At 61.4% G+C, this 15437-nt stretch carries 17 protein-coding genes; 12 read left to right on the forward strand and 5 right to left on the reverse strand.

The features are described from left to right. Nucleotides 1-229: 229 nt before the first annotated feature. From radC to sfsA, 3 genes are all read right to left on the reverse strand, one after another. Nucleotides 230-964, reverse strand: coding sequence for a RadC family protein (gene radC, locus ACP7AG_RS11490; RefSeq protein WP_426014842.1), 735 nt, complete (start codon nt 962-964; stop codon nt 230-232). Nucleotides 965-1131: 167 nt separating this feature from the next. Next, nucleotides 1132-1962, reverse strand: coding sequence for a type I methionyl aminopeptidase (gene map / locus ACP7AG_RS11495; RefSeq protein WP_426014840.1), 831 nt, complete (start codon nt 1960-1962; stop codon nt 1132-1134). Between the two features lie 12 nt (nt 1963-1974). After that, nucleotides 1975-2688 (reverse strand): DNA/RNA nuclease SfsA, encoded by a 714-nt coding sequence (gene sfsA / locus ACP7AG_RS11500; protein WP_426014838.1) that lies wholly within the window; start codon nt 2686-2688, stop codon nt 1975-1977. 50 nt (nt 2689-2738) lie between these two features. Here sfsA and ACP7AG_RS11505 point away from each other — a divergent pair, with 50 nt between their 5' ends. Further along, on the forward strand, nt 2739-3515 hold the full coding sequence (locus ACP7AG_RS11505) for a competence/damage-inducible protein A (protein WP_426014836.1): 777 nt from the start codon (nt 2739-2741) through the stop codon (nt 3513-3515). A 610-nt stretch (nt 3516-4125) separates the two neighbouring features. On the opposite strand, the gene ACP7AG_RS11510 is transcribed toward ACP7AG_RS11505, so the two are convergent. Beyond that, nucleotides 4126-4737, reverse strand: coding sequence for a hypothetical protein (locus ACP7AG_RS11510; protein WP_426030916.1), 612 nt, complete (start codon nt 4735-4737; stop codon nt 4126-4128). Between the two features lie 239 nt (nt 4738-4976). Here ACP7AG_RS11510 and ACP7AG_RS11515 point away from each other — a divergent pair, with 239 nt between their 5' ends. Together ACP7AG_RS11515 and ACP7AG_RS11520 are read left to right on the forward strand one after the other, a co-directional pair. Continuing rightward, complete coding sequence (locus ACP7AG_RS11515) at nt 4977-6761, forward strand: ATP-dependent nuclease (protein ID WP_426030917.1); 1785 nt, start codon at nt 4977-4979, stop codon at nt 6759-6761. Continuing rightward, entirely contained in the window at nt 6743-8521 is a 1779-nt protein-coding gene (locus ACP7AG_RS11520; RefSeq protein WP_426030918.1) for an ATP-dependent helicase, read from the forward strand. Before ACP7AG_RS11515 ends, ACP7AG_RS11520 begins: the two co-directional genes overlap by 19 nt. Before the next feature lie 64 nt (nt 8522-8585). Here ACP7AG_RS11520 and ACP7AG_RS11525 read toward each other — a convergent pair whose 3' ends face one another. Continuing rightward, nucleotides 8586-8915 carry a hypothetical protein gene (locus tag ACP7AG_RS11525; protein WP_426030919.1) on the reverse strand — a complete coding sequence of 110 codons (330 nt, stop codon included), beginning with the start codon at nt 8913-8915 and terminating at the stop codon, nt 8586-8588. A 533-nt stretch (nt 8916-9448) separates the two neighbouring features. On the opposite strand from ACP7AG_RS11525, the gene mobQ reads away from it, so the two are divergent. From mobQ to ACP7AG_RS11570, 9 genes are all read left to right on the forward strand, one after another. Beyond that, nucleotides 9449-10435 (forward strand): MobQ family relaxase, encoded by a 987-nt coding sequence (gene mobQ, locus ACP7AG_RS11530; RefSeq protein WP_426030920.1) that lies wholly within the window; start codon nt 9449-9451, stop codon nt 10433-10435. Then, entirely contained in the window at nt 10425-10907 is a 483-nt protein-coding gene (locus tag ACP7AG_RS11535) for a hypothetical protein (RefSeq protein WP_426030921.1), read from the forward strand. Before mobQ ends, ACP7AG_RS11535 begins: the two co-directional genes overlap by 11 nt. An 84-nt stretch (nt 10908-10991) precedes the next feature. Continuing rightward, entirely contained in the window at nt 10992-11966 is a 975-nt protein-coding gene (locus ACP7AG_RS11540; protein ID WP_426030922.1) for a hypothetical protein, read from the forward strand. 91 nt (nt 11967-12057) lie between these two features. Continuing rightward, nucleotides 12058-12258: a hypothetical protein gene (locus tag ACP7AG_RS11545; RefSeq protein WP_426030923.1), complete on the forward strand. Its 201-nt coding sequence runs from the start codon at nt 12058-12060 to the stop codon at nt 12256-12258. 11 nt (nt 12259-12269) lie between these two features. Further along, nucleotides 12270-12476 carry a hypothetical protein gene (locus ACP7AG_RS11550; protein ID WP_426030924.1) on the forward strand — a complete coding sequence of 69 codons (207 nt, stop codon included), beginning with the start codon at nt 12270-12272 and terminating at the stop codon, nt 12474-12476. 133 nt (nt 12477-12609) lie between these two features. Further along, nucleotides 12610-14205, forward strand: a complete 1596-nt coding sequence (locus ACP7AG_RS11555) for a type IV secretory system conjugative DNA transfer family protein (protein ID WP_426030925.1) — start codon at nt 12610-12612, stop codon at nt 14203-14205. Next, complete coding sequence (locus ACP7AG_RS11560) at nt 14202-14759, forward strand: hypothetical protein (RefSeq protein ID WP_426030926.1); 558 nt, start codon at nt 14202-14204, stop codon at nt 14757-14759. Before ACP7AG_RS11555 ends, ACP7AG_RS11560 begins: the two co-directional genes overlap by 4 nt. Continuing rightward, complete coding sequence (locus tag ACP7AG_RS11565) at nt 14752-15108, forward strand: hypothetical protein (protein ID WP_426030927.1); 357 nt, start codon at nt 14752-14754, stop codon at nt 15106-15108. Before ACP7AG_RS11560 ends, ACP7AG_RS11565 begins: the two co-directional genes overlap by 8 nt. Nucleotides 15109-15176: 68 nt before the next feature. Continuing rightward, the gene (locus ACP7AG_RS11570; RefSeq protein ID WP_426030928.1) at nt 15177-15395 is read left to right on the forward strand and encodes a hypothetical protein; all 219 of its coding nucleotides are present in this window, start codon (nt 15177-15179) and stop codon (nt 15393-15395) included. The last annotated feature ends 42 nt before the right edge of the window (nt 15396-15437 follow it).

The raw sequence follows: 15437 nt of genomic DNA on the forward strand, positions 1-15437 counted from the left end.
CGCCAAACCGCCCCAGCAGCAGATCCATCGCCATCTCCCGTCAGATGAACCCAATGAATCAGAGCTCGTCCACTCGCTCAATCGAGATGTGTGAACCTGCTAGCCCTGTGGGGGAGGTGATCGCGCAGCGATCGGTGGGGGGAGTTTTGGGATTGGTCCAGGATGCGACCATCCGATCACTCCCCCCACCGTCGGCTGCGCCGACACCTCCCCCACAGGGGGAGGATTTTTAAAACAGCCCCAACGCCTTGAAGCTGGCCACGCCATCACGCCCCACGACCAGGTGGTCGTGGACATTGATCTTCAGTGCTCGCCCGGCCTCGACGATCTGCTTGGTCATCTCGATGTCAGGCCGCGACGGCGTGGGGTCGCCCGAGGGGTGGTTGTGCAGCAGGATGATGTTGGAGCTGGAAAGCTCCAGCGCCCGGCGCATCACCTCACGCGGATAGACTGGGGCGTGATCGACCGTGCCATGGTTGAGAATCTCGTCGGCGATCAGTTGGTTCTTGTTGTCCAGGAACAGCACCCGAAACTGTTCGCGCGGCTCATTGGCCAGGGCGACGCGGACATAGCTTAGCAGCGCCGTCCAGGACGAGATCACCGGCCGCTTTGCGATCTTGTCGCGCCCGGCTCGCAAGGCGGCCTCATGCAAGAGCTTGATGTCGATCGCCGCGTTCTCGGCGATCCCCGGCACGGTCTTCAAGTCCTCGATCGAGGCGCTGATCGTCGCCCCGAACGAGCCGAACCGGGCCAATAGCGCCTTGGCCATCGGCTTGACGTCGCCGCGCGCGAAGGTGCGGAAGAGGTAGAGTTCCAGCAGTTCGTAGTCAGGCAGGGCACCAAGGCCGCCGGCCTTGGTGCGTTCGCGCAGGCGCTCGCGGTGGCCAAGAGCGTGGCTGGGCTCCGGCCTGCTGGGCGCGGTGTCTTCGACCCCGGTCGCCTTCAGTGATCTGCCACTGACCATCTCGCCCTCGTCATGCGAGCAGCGAGTAGGGCAGATCAATTATCGGTTGTCGAGTGGCTAGAGCATCGCGCGGAAAAGTGGCCACCGGTTTTCCGCAAAAGCGATGCGAAAACAAAAGTCTGGAGCAAGCCGTGCGATTCCTACATCGCGCGGCTTGCTCTAGGGGCTTACCCGCCCAGGATCGGCGGCTGGAACAGCCCGGTCGGCGAGCCGGTGAACACCTCGTAGCCATCCTTGGTCACGCCGATCGAGTGCTCGCATTGGGCCGACAGCGACTTGTCGCGGGTCACGGCCGTCCAGCCGTCGCCCAGCACCTTGACTGCGCTCTTGCCCAGATTGACCATCGGCTCGACGGTGAAGAACATGCCCGGCTTCAGCACCGCGCCCTGGCCCGGACGGCCAAAGTGCAGGATGTTGGGCGCGTCGTGGAACACCTTGCCCAGGCCATGGCCGCAGAAGTCGCGCACCACCGAGCAGCGCTGCGCCTCGACATAGGACTGGATGGCGTAGCCGATGTCGCCCAGGGTCGCGCCCGGCTTCACGGCGGCCAGGCCACGGGCCATGCCCTCATAGGTGATCTCGACCAGGCGGCGGGCGCGCGGGCCCACTTCGCCCACCCCGTACATCCGCGAGGTGTCGCCGTGCCAGCCATCGACGATGACCGTAACGTCAATATTGACGATGTCGCCTTCGCGCAGCGCCCATTCGCCGGGGATGCCGTGGCAGACCACATGGTTGCGCGAGATGCAGACCGTCTTGGGATAGCCGCGATAGAACAGGCAGGCGGGCAGGGCGCCCTGGTCGAGGATGAATTCCCGGGCCAAGGTGTCCAGATAGTCCGACGACACGCCTGGCGCGACGTGCGGGATCAGCATGTCCAGGCACTCGGCCGCCAGCTTGCCGGCCTTGCGCATGCCCTCGAAGTCGGAAGGCTTGTGCAGCTTGATGGCGCCGGTGCGGGTCTCGGCTTCGATCTCGGCCGTGTCGTCTAGGGTCATGGCGGCTTCGTCTCAAACGGCCGGTGCGTCCCGCCAGGGGATGCGCCGGGAAATGCGGATCTGCGTCGGGCTTATGTCGCAACCATAGCACAGAACTTCAACGCCCGCTGCCGCCGCGTCGTTCAGACCCTTGGCATAGACCGGATCCAGGTCCGCGCAGGCGGCGAAGCTGTCGCAGTCGGTGCGCTGGATGACGAACAGCTGCACGGCCCGCCCGCCCTTGGCGACCTCGGCGGCCAGATCCTTCAGGTGCCTGGCGCTGCGGGCCGCCACGCAGTCGGGGAACTCTGCCAGGGTCCCACCACGACGGAAGTGGCAGTTCTTGACCTCCAGCCAGCACGACGGGCGATCCGGATGGGTCAGCAGGAAATCAACACGGCTGGCCTCGCTGTATTTGACTTCTGGGCGGATCACGGAATAGCCGGCCAGCTCCGGGATGGTGTCGGCCGCCAGCGCTTCGGCGACCAGCTTGTTGGGGTTCATGGTGTTGACGCCCACCAGGCCGCGATCGGCCTCGACCAGCTGCAGCGTCCAGGCCAGCTTGCGCTTTGGGTCGCCTGACCACGACACCCAGCCGGCCAGGCCGGGATCCTTCAGTCCCAGCATCGCGCCCGGGTTGGGCACGTGCGCGGTGATCTCGCGGCCGTCGTCCAGCACCAAGTCGACGAAGAAGCGCTTGTAGCGCTCGACGATCACGCCGCGCGCCATCGGTTGCGGGAGAAGCATGGGAGCCTTAAGTCGGTCGGTGAAACATTCGGATGTAAGGGATCGAGACCATGACCACCACCCAAGCCAAGACTGGCGAGCGCGTGACGGCGGCGGTTCTGATCATCGGCGATGAGATCCTGTCGGGTCGAACGCAAGACGTGAACCTCAACGCCATCGCCAAATATCTGGCGACCTACGGCGTCGATGTCTGCGAGGTGCGGGTGGTGCCCGATATCGAGCAGGAGATCATCGACGCGGTCAACGCCCTGCGGACCCGCTACGACTATGTGGTCACCACCGGCGGCATCGGCCCCACGCATGACGACATCACCGCCGATTCGGTGGCCAAGGCATTCGGTGTCACCGCGCCCGAGCATCCCGAGATCATGGCCCTGCTGCGCGAGCGCTGGGGCGAGCCTAACGCCGCCCGCCGGCGCATGGCCCATGTGCCCGAGGGCGGGACCCTGGTGAAGAACCCCGTGCAGGGTCCGCCGGGCTTCCAGATCGGCAATGTCTTCGTGCTGGCCGGTGTGCCGGCCATCATGCGCGGCATGCTGAACGACGTTGGCCCGCGTCTGCGCACCGGGGCGGTGGTGATCAGCAAGACCGTCCGGGTCACCGGCACCGGCGAGGGCGCGATCGCCGCGCCGCTGGAGGCGGTGGCCAAGGCCCATCCGGACCTGTCGATCGGCAGTTATCCGTTTTTCGCGCCGCCCGATGTCTATGGCGCCAACCTGGTGATCCGGGGGCGCGACGAAGCGCTGGTTGATGCGGCGGTGGAAGACCTGGTTGCCGCGCTGGAGGGCGTGGGCGCGACGGGGATCGAACGTGTCGCGGGTTCGTAAGGGCGCTCGGGAGGCCTATTCCCACTCCGGCTCCACGACGGCCTTGTCCTCGCCCAGCAGGCTGGCGACCGTTGTCTGCAATCGCGGCGGCGGTCCGCACCAGCATCGAGGGGCTGACCCCGATTGGTTCCGCGCTCGTATTTCTGAACCTGCTGGAAGGTGAGGCCCAGGGTCTGGGCCAGGTCGTCCCGGCTGATCCTCAGGTGGCGGCGCTGAACCCGGATCCGGGTTGCGACAGCGACATCGATGGGGTCGGGACCAGGGGACCTATTCAAGGCCGTGTCCGATACGGGAACGTGAGGCTCAACCATCGGCGTGGCCCTCGGGGGCCGCAATGCATTCTTGCACCGTTCGGGATGGGGCGGGCGTTCGAGGCGGCCAGGGAAGACGGCGCGCGGCGCTGACTGGTGCGGGCGGCCGGGGTCGAACCGGCATGGGATTGCTCCCGACGGATTTTAAGTCTGATTGCAGGCACTATAAGTACCTGATTTTATGTCGCTTATTTGATGTCGCTAAAATTAGTGTGCCAGAAAATGTGACAATCGGACTTACCAAGCCGCTGATTTTTGGCCGCGCCGCACCCTGTTTTGCCAGGGTGCTCGCGAAACACCTAACGAATTCCCAATGCTGAATGAAGCGTCTCCGCAGACCGCGCCGCAACGTCACTTTCCCACGCGGCGACCTTCGCTGCGAAAGCTTCGGCGTCAAACCGATTGAGTGGAACGGGGACCCAGTCACCCTTGCTCGAATTGACGAAGAGCGCGCGCCGGAAGCTGCTGACTGGAACGGGCTGCATCGCGCCTGCTTCGATGAACGGCATGATGAGGCGCGCGCGATCCGGCGCGCTCGAATAGCTCTGCCACGCATCTGCGCCGGATATGTAGAACGCAGCAATCGAAGGCTGATCGATCTCGATCCAGACGCCGCCGCCCCAGGTGGGCGGGCAAGGAATGAAGGTGCGCCAGGTGCTCGACGGGCACCGCTCGGTGTAGGCGTCAGCATCAAACTCAAACAGCTCGAAGAGGCTAATGCCGCCACGGCTGCGGATGAAGGGATATCCCTCAGGCCCTTTAGCCGTCCCCACCCGCCCCTCGTTCGAATCCGAAGGCTCGGCCAACAACCCGCCGCTGGCCATGATCTGCTCAAATCTGCGTGGATGGGTGACATGCCAAAGCCCGCCCCGCAGCACCGTAAGCAGCTTTTCCGCAGCATCACCGGCCATGTCCTGACCCTTCAATAGAAGTAGGGGGGATACACCTCTGCCTCGTGGCGAACAGCGGTGTGCAAGCGGAGTAGCAGCTTTGCGGGGAACCGGCCGCAGCGAAGCGAGGCTGGGCGAAAGCTGCTCGAAGCGCGCCGAGGGCGGAGCCCTAAGTGCTGTCTAAAGCTAAGTTTGAGTTTCAAGCTCAACCATAACATGACAGTGTGCGCAAAAATAACCTTTGCGCTTGGGAGAGAGAAATGCGGATCAGCCGCGTCGTCGTAAAAAACTATAGGTCACTTAAATGGGCCGACGTGCAAATTGTTGAATCTGCGACAATGGTTATTGGCGAGAACAACACAGGAAAATCGAATTTCTTTAATGCCATCAGGCTTTGTCTGGATAGTCAGCTCTCCTCATCATTCCGTTCTCTTCAGAAAGATGACATTCACTGTCATGTCGATCAGGCGCAGCCATTTCAAGTATTAGTTGGTGTCGAATTTACGGGCTTCGAAGGTCACGAAAATGAGGAGGCTCTTCTTCATGGGACACAGATCGGGCCAGATCGAGCGCGCATCTTCTACAGATTCCGGCCAAAGAGAGCCGTGCGCGAGGCTATTGCTCGCGCCGAGCAGATCGAACCACTAACGTTAGAAGATTACGGATGGGAGTTATTCGGCGGCGGAAATCCGGCAGTCGATCTCACTGCTATTGAGTGGAACCATGAGAATGGGGATCTCGGCGCGGCCAGTGTTGGCCTCCAGTATTTGCAGTCCTATCTAGTTGTGTTTCTACCTGCCTTGCGCAATGTTGAAGCTGAACTTCAGCAAAGTCGCACCTCGGCGCTGACAAGGCTGGTCGAAGCATGCGCCATCGATCCAGCGGAACAAGCCACCTTAATCGCTGCTGTCCAGGCGGCCAACACCCAGATTGAAGCTTCGCCGACGATCCAAGGGATCTCGAATTCAATCGACAACGCGTTGAAAGAGATCACGGGCCCAGCGTTCAGCCTTGATGTCGATCTCGGCCTGTCAGCACCAACCTTCCAGTCGATTGTCCGTAATTTGGTGGTGCTGCTATCCAGCGGTTTGGTCAATCAGTTCGAGGCGCGGCGTAATGGCCTCGGGCTCAACAATATTCTTTATATTGCGATGCTTGTAGAATATTTCCGAAAGCGCGCGGCGCTCGGAAAAACGGCGGGTGAGCTGATCCTCATCGAGGAGCCCGAAGCACACCTGCATCCTCAATTGCAGGCGACGCTCGTTGAGGCCCTGAGGGCTCTCCCGTTCCAATCAATGGTGTCAACTCACAGCACACAGGTCACTGGCAAGGCACCAGTTAGTTCCTTCGTCACCTTAACGACCGGTGCCGATGGAGTTCCGTTTGTCTCAACCCCAGGCCTATCCGCACCACTAACTCCGGGACAGCAGCGCGACCTAAATCGCTTTCTCGACGCGACGAAGGCAAATTTGCTGTTCGCGAGGAAGGTAATGCTCGTCGAAGGGCCTGCTGAATTGTTGCTTATCCCTGCGCTCGCGAAGCGGGTGTTGGGGATCGACCTTGAGCGCGAAGGCATTTCGGTCATCGCAATTCATGGGACACATTTCGGGGCTTTCAGCCGCCTGTTCAGCGCGACATGCCTACCGAAGAAGTGCGCCATCGTTGGAGATGCGGACATCCCTCCGGCGGATGTGGTCCCCGGCGATGACGTGCCGGTACAGGAGAATTTGGCGACGCTTGAAGGACCGTTCGTTCGAGCGTTTGTCGGCGCGACCACATTCGAGCGAGAAATTACGCTGCCAGGCAACCTAACAATGCTTTGGTACGCTGCGCAGGAACTTCACGCCCCCAGCCTGCAAGCCTCGCTCGGCGCGCAGATCCCTCTCGGAGGAGTCATACCCGAAGCCTTGAAAGCGCAGGTCCTTCGAACCGCGAAACGGTTTGGCAAGGCCCGTTTCGCGCAGGTCGCGGCCGGCCACGCCCAGCACGCTGGGGAGTTACCCATCTATATCGCCAATGCGATTGAATGGCTTCGCCAGCCATGATGCTTACGGGGCAACAGCGTCAGGCGGTCGACTACCCTGAGAACCTGCTACTCACCGCATGCCCCGGCAGCGGCAAGACTCGTACGCTCATCGCTAAGGCTGTCCGCGAAATTGAGCCCCTCCGAAATACGCCGCGCAAGATATGCTGCATCACCTACACAAACACGGCGGCTCAGGAGATCGAGCAAAGGGCGAACCTGGAGATGCAGCCAGGCGACGACGAACATCTCGCCGTTTCGACCATTCATGCTTTCTGTCTGACTGAAATCTACCGGCCGTATGGATGGCTACTTCCGGGATTTCGGGGCGCGGCGCGCGTGATAACCCGAGAAAACCCAGATTTCGAGCATATCGCTGTCCACGCAGCCGCTCAGATCAATCTTCTGAGGCTGACACCTGCCGATTATGAGGCATTCGAATCGTTAGGCGTGAACGCGGCTGGCGAGATCGTCGGTCAAGCCGCTGAAAATGACGCGATCGTCCGCGCTGCACCCTATTGGTGGGCGCGTTGCGCGGAACTCGGCTACGTCGATTTTGGGACCATCATTTACGGCTCGTACCGCATCCTTCGCGACAATCCACAGATCGCGATGTCGCTGTCCGCGAAGTTTCCTTGGTTCCTCATCGATGAGTTTCAAGACACTACTGATCTTCAGATTGAACTGCTGAAACTGATCCACAGGACGGGCCGGTCGCGCTTCTTTATCGTTGGCGATCTCGCTCAATCGATTTTCGGTTTCACCGGAGCTGATCCGAGGCTGGTTGCGCCATTTGGGGCATTCATCGGAGCGCGCACCGATCTTTCGCTTAGCCAGAATTTTCGGTCCAGCGAGCGTATTATCATTCACGCAGAGCGGCTTTTCCCGAGAGCGCCCGCGATGACCGCCGACGGCCAGTACCGCACCTTCGCGACCGATCCGATCCTCGTGCGTGGTGGCACTTCGTTTCAAGCGATTACGGAACACTTTCTCCCGAAGCTGCAAGAGCTCGGCATAGCGCTTGGAGATGCCACTATCCTGGGCAAGGACTGGGCCTCGCTTATCGCGCTCTCACGCCAGCTTCGTGATTTTGGCACACCCGTCGTCGGTCCCGGTGCGCGTCCCTATCGACGGTCGCGGTTGTTCGCAGGCTTGGCCGAGCAATTATGCGCTGCCGTGGAAGAGACCGGGCCAGATACGATGCGCCAGCTAGAGCGCGCTGTTTTCCACGCTATCCAAGACATTACGGGTCACGCTGGCTTTGACGTGTTCAGTCATGCCGGTCGCGTCGTTATCATTCGGCTGCTCCGTGAAGCGTTGCGTCTGGCTGCGCATGGCGCTGCGGTGCGATGGCTGGACGAGATGTCAGCACGCACGGGAGAAATCCTGTTCGATGCAGGCTATGTCGATCTTGCGCAAGCGGGGCGGTTTTATGCTTCAGTTCAAGAGATGAAGGCCGATATGGCCCGTCAGGGCGTTGATACAGCTAACCTCACCATCAACGATCTTGGCCTATTTGCGAGCCCCACGAGGGCGCTCCGCCTATCTACTATCCACTACGCAAAGGGCCGCGAGTATGCAGCGGTCGCGATGATCGGTCTGCGAGAGGGAACGTTTCCGCACTTTCGAGCAAGAAGTGGCGACGCCATCGCCGCTGAGAAGCGTCTCTTCTATGTCGGGGTCACGCGGGCGGAGCGCCTGCTTATGTACGTCGCGGAGCGGGATCAATGGAACAATCCACCAAGTCCCTTTCTTGGCGGCGCGGGTGTTGGTGTAATCTAGGTGGCGATGCGGAGGAGAGATATTACCGCGAGCGTGGCCAGCGCACTGGGCGGTGCGAACCGTGTTAGGGAGCGACCCGAATAGCCAGTTCTCTAGCAATGTCCTCTAGCTCGGACGGCCGTTTAGCCGATTTGAACGCCGCTTCATACGCGCATGCCAAATCAGGGCGGCGCTTTAGTGCAGCGAGTATCTCTACCTCGGTGAAAAGCCCATTGGCGGGGGCGTCGCGGCTCCGCGCCTCCACACGGTTGTAAGCCGCCGAATTCGCCGGATCGCGTGTCCAGGCCGCATAGGCCCAAATGTCCTTATTGCTGACGCTGGTGTTGCTCAACAGCTTGAACCAGGCCTTTGCCTCGGCGGTGATCTGGCGTGGCGTTCTTGGTTTCTCAGGCATCCGCTGCCTCGCTGTATGAACCGCAGTGAGATTAACTCAGAACCCAGAAACGAAAAGCTCCATGCTAAGACGGCGGAAGCCCGTGATCCGGCGATGCACGCGTCAGAGTGTGCGCCAACGCCCATACATCGCAATGTATGGCAGGTGTCGGGGGTGCCCTCCCCTGACCGACGTGCGGGATCGCTCCTGTGCCGGCGCATCGCCGGCTCGCGTCCGTCAACGAAACGGGCGCGATTATGCAGGGGTGTCGGGGGTGCTTAAGCGCCCTTACCTGGGCTTACGGGACTGGTCCCGTTCCGCCGCTGGGAGCTTTGCCTAAGCGGTGGATCGCGGGGGTTGGGGGCGGCGATAGAGCCCTTCGCCAAGTGGCCGAACTGTTGCCAGCAAGACTCAATGGTTGCGTTTGTTGCGCCGCAACTCAACCATGACGTGAAATTCTGGTGAGCACGTCGCGATAGCGATGTATAAGTGCACACATACTGGATTTTCTTGCTTGGAGTTCACACCTCTGCTGGTGAAAGGCACGGTCACGATTGGCGATCTACCACCTTCGACTCAAGGTGCATTCACGTTCCCTTGGCCGCGCTGCCAGGGAGGGCGGAGCTACCCGTCGTTCCGCCGTCGCCGCCGCCGCGTACCGATCAGGAGAACGCCTTTACGACGATTCCCAGGGCCGATGGTTCAGCTTCGACAAGCCAGACGTCATCCATACTGAGATCCTGGCCCCGAGCGCGGATGCGTCGGCCTGGATCTTCAATCGCCAGATCCTCTGGAACATGGTCGAGAAGGCGGAGAAGCGGCAGGATGCCCAGCTATGCCGCGAGATCGAACTCACGCTTCCCAGGGAGCTTTCCCCCGACGAGCGGTCCAGCCTGGTGCGCGAGTTTGTCCGGGAGCAGTTCGTCAGCAAGGGCATGGTAGCGGACTTTGCCATCCATGCGCCCGACGCGGCGGACGGACGCGAGCAACCTCATGCCCATGTCCTTCTGACCCTTCGGCGGCTCGACCCCACCACGGCGACCGGCTTTTCTGCCACCAAGGAGCGCGACTGGAACGAGCCGGAAAATATCGCGCGCCTCGTGGCCGAGGCGCGCAAGCGGTTCAACGACACCGACCGACCCGAAGACAAGGCGGCGCTCGACGCGGCCGAGGCGCTTCGCAACGTGAATGTCTGGCGGCGGGAGTGGGCAGAGCACGCGAACAGGTCGCTCGCTAAAGCTGGCTCGGAAGCCCGTATCGATCACCGCACCCTTGAGGCGCAGGGCATCCTCCGCATCCCGCAAATCAGCCTCGGGATCGCTCGCCATATCGAGCGGGCTTACGAGCACATCCGCGAGCGCGTGACGCAGTGGGTCTCGATCAAGAAGCGCGCTTCGCTCCTGGAAGACGCCGAACACCTCAAGCAGCGCGACCCCGCGAAGTTGGCGGATTTCGTGATGCGCCTATCTGACATGGCAGAGAGCTTCGCTGCGCAGTTCCGCAAAGACATCACCACGCCGGAGGCCGACTATGACCGATAGTGACTTTGACAAGGTGTTCGGCGGCCGACCTGACCCGCGCCCAAGCTTCGCAACGCGCGTTACTCAGGGCCAAGCGTTTGGCGGCCGGCTTGATCCGATCGCCGGCATGGCGATCGAGGCGGCCAGCGAGAAGCCGGAGCTCGGTGTCTACAAGGCCTTCGGCTTCATTCCGGCGGGGACGGTCAACCAGAGCTGCGAGGTCCGCACCTGGGTGGACGGGACTGACGTTCCCGACGGGGTGGTGTTCTTCTACCGGCTGCTGATGCAGATCGCGTTCACCAGCACGACCGAACTCCGCCTGATGCTCCCGGACACCATCATCGTCCTGACGGGCCAGAATCTTGAACCGCTCCGGCTCGCGCTTACTCGCCAGCATGCCACGTACGTCCAGCAGCACAGCCGCCTTGTGTGGCCACTACAGGTACCACAAGGTGAAATCCTAATTGAGCGAATTGAGATCGTGCGTCCCTAGCCCCCGCAGGACGTTCAGATCAGCAAAACCACTTAATGCAAAACTCCCCTCTTCCGGGGCACGCAAACCAGCACGACGGCTAAGATGGCACGCACTCCTAAAGTTGAGCTTGGCCCGAGAGATGATCACGAAATTTTTAGTGACGAGTCTCTTCGAGCTATTAACGAAGACATCAAGAAGTACACACGAGGCACCACCAACGTACTTAGCTCTCTTCCTGAGGACGTGATTGGGTATGGGCCGGTTCAGGCCAGACAGCGCTTGCACTCCATCTATTCCGAAGCGTCCAACCTGGTGGCGTCGACGACTGCGGATCTGCTGTCGAATAAAAATCCGGCAGAAATGGTATCTGCAAAAGGCAGTTATGGCGGAGCATTGCTCAAAGAGTTCGAGCAACTCTCGCTAGACGTCACACTTCGCAGCATTTCCTCTAAGAAATTTGACGGTACAGAAGCTGAAGAGCTTGATGATTTGTTAAATAAGCTCTACAATAAACTTGAAGACTGCATCTCTATAAATGAAAGCGCGATCGAGGCCGTTATAAATAATGATTATACATTTGATAACGGGAGAAAATCTCTTGATGAAAGATATCAATTGCTCGACAGGTTTACCGCGAGTTATCCCGGCCTCCCGATTTCAGCATACGTAAGAAAATTATTCCCCGAACATGAGATATACGCCGAGGATAACCTGAGAGTTGAAGGGCATCCTGAGGGTGTGGAGGCATTACCAAGCAACGCGCCTGCACTCTGGATTTCGGAAAAGAAACCGGGGGATAGCCCTCCCGCTTTTATCAAACGCCACTACGCGCCTTGGTTAGGCAAGGGGCTCGCGCGGCCTGACATCAAGCGTCTCGACCCGCAGCTCTACGTCGCTCTGAACAACTGGCTACGAAACAACGAGATGCCAGCTGATTTGGATCTGCCGACGCTCAAAGAGAAAAACGATCGGTGGGCCGAGCGTGTCTTACCGGGAGGCGACTTGGCGGCAGATGCGGAGCAAGTCTTGAGGGTCAACGCGGCGCTGCGAATGCGCCAAAAGCGAACCAAGGATTAAATACAAAAAACTTCCGAAGTTTAATGTTGACGTGCTCCTGCGCCGGCGCCAACCTCTCCTCCATGCCCGTAGGTCGGGTGGAGGAAGACATATGACTGACAAGCAAATTCAGGCGGGTGTGAAGCACGCCGCGTTCGTGGGGCTTAAAGCCCTGCACGGCTTCAAAAGCGCTCACGGCCCGGCCCGCATCGCTGCGCGCGTGCCGTATGTCGGGCACGTGCTCGGTGTCGCCGTTTTGTTCGGCGGTGCCGTCGCTGGAGCCGTTTCCGGCTTCAATGAATACGACGGCTGAGGGAGGGCTCCATGATGGGATGCCCCAACTGCTCCGGCGTGCTGTGGACTCGCGAACGCGGGTTCAGGCGAGACGCTCTGTTCTGCCTTACCTGCGGCTTCACCTGTGAAGCTCCTGGTACGGGCATCACCCTGGCGACGGCGGCTTCCGCCTTCATCCTGGGTGCTCTCGGTTTGGATTTCTCCAATCCGACGAACGTTGATCTGCGTCAGGCCTGACGTTGATTGACGACTGAGATCCCGGCGCGCGACGGGACCTCCTCTAGTTCTGCCTCACGCTTCCGAGGCCCGCGTTTCGAATGGCGCTGCGTTGCGCCTCCCTGAAAACCTGCTCCGCAATGGAGGGCTCCCTGTGGCCCAACTGGTTTCGCGCGCCCATAGAGTCTGGTCGGGATCGCTCGACCTGCCCCTTCTAAAGTTATCGCCAACCGACCGTTTCACCGTCCGCGACGCCTGCGAAAACGTCTTCATCGAGGGCGGCATCGGCAGCGGCAAGACCAGCGGCAGCGGCGCTGCGCTGCGCCGCGCCTACCTTCGCGCCGGTTTCGGCGGCCTGGTGCTGGCAGCGAAGCCCGATGAGGTCGAACTCTGGCGCGCTGAAGCCCGCGCCTGTGGCCGCGAGCGCTCGGTCATCGTCTTCAACGAGCATCACGCCTTCAATTTCATCGCCAACGAACTTGCCCGACAGGGCCTTGAGGGTATCGGCAGCGTCATCGAACTCCTGATGCGCGTGCTTGAGGCGATCCGCCTCGCCATGCCGAACGCCGGCCATGTCGGCGAAGCCTTCTTCGAGAACGCGATCCGCCAACTGCTGCGGATGACCGTGCCCGTGCTCTACGCGGCGCACGGCTACGTGCGGATCGAAGACATCCTGCGCTTCATCACCTCTGCCGCGATCAGCGCGGCGCAGTTTGACGACGAAGCCTGGCGGCAGGACTCCTTCATGTTTGCGACCATGGTCCGCGCTCGACGCGAGCCGGCCGTGCCCCTCGCGCTCGACGCCTTCAACCGCATCGCCTCCTACTGGGCGTACGAGTTCTCGCGCCTCGACGCCAAGACGCGCGGCAATATCTCGATCTCGCTGTCGACCGCGCTCGACCGTTTCATGCATGGCCGCCTTAACCGCGTCTTCTGCCAGGGGACGACGGTCGTCCCAGAACTGACCTTCCACGGCGCGGTCATCATTCTCGATATGTCGAGTTCCGTCTGGAACGAGGACGGCATCATCGCACAGCTCGTGTTGAAGCTCGCCTTCCAGCGCGCTGTGTTGGGGCGCAACAGTCTTGCGCCTAAGCACCGCGAACTGCCGGTCTTCCTGTGGGCCGATGAAGCCCAGTACTTCGTCACGACCTTCGATCCCGAGTTCCAGTCAATGTCGCGCTCGTCGCGGTGCTCGACGGTCTACCTGACCCAGTCGCTCCCCACGATCTACGCCAAGATCGGCGGCGAGAACGCCAAGCACCGCGCCGACATGCTGCTGGCGAACTTCGGTACGAAGATCTTCCACAACAATTCATGCCCGGAGACCAACCGTTGGGCGGCCGAGACAATCGGCCGATCGTTGCAGCGGCGCGGCTCGTACAACGAGGGTGAGAATTCCGGCACGTCCTACGGCATGAGCATGGGCGAGGGCTCGAACTTCGGGACGAGCTCGAGCTTTAGCAGTTCGACCGACGGCCAAGGTCAATCCAGCAGCTCTTCGAGTTCCGGCACCACCAGCGGCTACAGCGAAAACATCGGTCGCAACCGTGGCCGCAATTACGGTCAGTCGGTCACCTCTGGCTACAGCGAGACGATGGACTGGGAGATTGAGCCGGCCGAGTTCAGCAGGTCGCTCAAGGCCGGCGGCCCGGCGAATGGCGGTGTCGTCTCGGCCATCTGGTTTCAGGCGGGGCGGCGCTTCAATGCCACGCAGCGTCCGTGGTTGCCGGTGAGTTTCCGCCAATGAAACGCCCCCAAACATCCACCCTCATCATCGGCCATCCCGTCATCGGCACGGCGCTGGTCCTGCTCGCGGTCTTCGTTGGCTACGTCGCCCTCGTCAGCGGCGAGAGTGGGGTCGTCTTCTTCTGCCTCCTGCTCGGGGGCGCGGTGGGTCACACCATCAAGGTGGCTGGCGACTACCGCGCCTGGAACCGCGAATGGGAGGCAATGGACCCCAGCGCGACGCCTCGGGCTGGTCGCTCCCCACGGCGCGCCATCGTGTTCTTGATGTTTCTCGCCGGCTTAGCGCTCGGCTGGTTCTACGCCTTGCCGGCGATCCTCGACCCCAGCTCTCCCGCGCGATGGATCACCGCCGCCGCGACTGGGGTCATCGCGCTCGGATGGATCGCCCGACGCCGGAGAGCCCGCGTGCGTGTCGCTGCGAGCAGCGATTGGACCGTCAGCCAATGCGTGCCGCGCCCGATGCGTGCGCCTTCCGCAGCGGAGGCCTTCACCTCGCTCCCCGAGCACTGCGCTCGGCTTCTCTCCCCCCCCGGCCTGAAGGAACCCCATGCCTAAGCATCCATCCGAATTTGACGACCATTTGTTCGACTTCACGCGCGAACCCGACACCGAGCTTGGCGCGAAGATGCCGCCGCACCGGTCGGAACTTCATGAGGCCTTCTTCGAATTGGCGCTCGATGTCGTCACCGATTTTCGCGACGTGGTCGTCTTGGAAGGCTGGACTGGTCGCCGCGAGCACTCGCCGGACCCTCAAGATGGCCAGTCGCTCAACTGGGTCCTGCCGGAGCGGCATGAGGCTTCGGAGCCCCCCCTCGATCCCTTTTCCGACCGCTGGTCGGCTCTCGATGACGCCCGCATGCGCGACGCGCCGGAGGCGGAGCACGAACTCGATTTCGACCGGTAAGCCCCACGCCCAACGGTCATCACCGCGCCATCTCCCCCTGAGATGCCGCACCACCAAGGAGGTAAGCTGTGAACTACGAAGAAACGAAGAAACCCCACCCCAGTGTTTTCGCGCTCGCGATCCTTCTTTGCCTGTGCCTCACGAGGATGGTCAGCGGCATTGAAGCACTGGACTCGCCCATCGGCGCGATCGTGTTGGGCGGGGGCGGTTGGGCGACCTGGATCGTGGGTCAGTGGCTCTGGCGGCGCAACGGGCCGCGTACCGCGATGGAGGGAATGATCCGCTAGCGGGCAGCCGACGCGCCTGTGATTGAGTGGCGGCGTTCCTCA

This window comes from Caulobacter sp. DWP3-1-3b2, from assembly GCF_049896325.1.
In the GTDB taxonomy this organism is placed as follows: Bacteria; Pseudomonadota; Alphaproteobacteria; order Caulobacterales; family Caulobacteraceae; genus Caulobacter.